Here is a 207-nt window from a genome sequence, read left to right on the forward strand (position 1 = left end):
GCCAAGCTCTGTATTCAGACGTTTTGCATATGCCCATCTTCCCTGCGCCTGACGCGATCCATGTTCCCGCTGAAATCTTCGGATCCGCCCCAGCACACGGTACATCCGGTCTTTGTCACTGGGAAAGTTAATAAACTTTCTCCCCAGGATAGTTCCGTCTGGACGCATGATGGTACAGACTGCATCCGTATTGATGCCGAGATCCAC

Annotated in this window: 1 pseudogene; it reads right to left on the reverse strand. The window is 52.2% G+C overall.

The features are described from left to right. Window positions 1-207: pseudogene (locus DW743_RS18585) on the reverse strand (IS200/IS605 family accessory protein TnpB-related protein); the annotation flags it as partial.

The sequence above is a fragment of the Blautia sp. AM28-27 genome (assembly GCF_003480905.1).
In the GTDB taxonomy this organism is placed as follows: Bacteria; Bacillota; Clostridia; order Lachnospirales; family Lachnospiraceae; genus Fusicatenibacter; species Fusicatenibacter saccharivorans.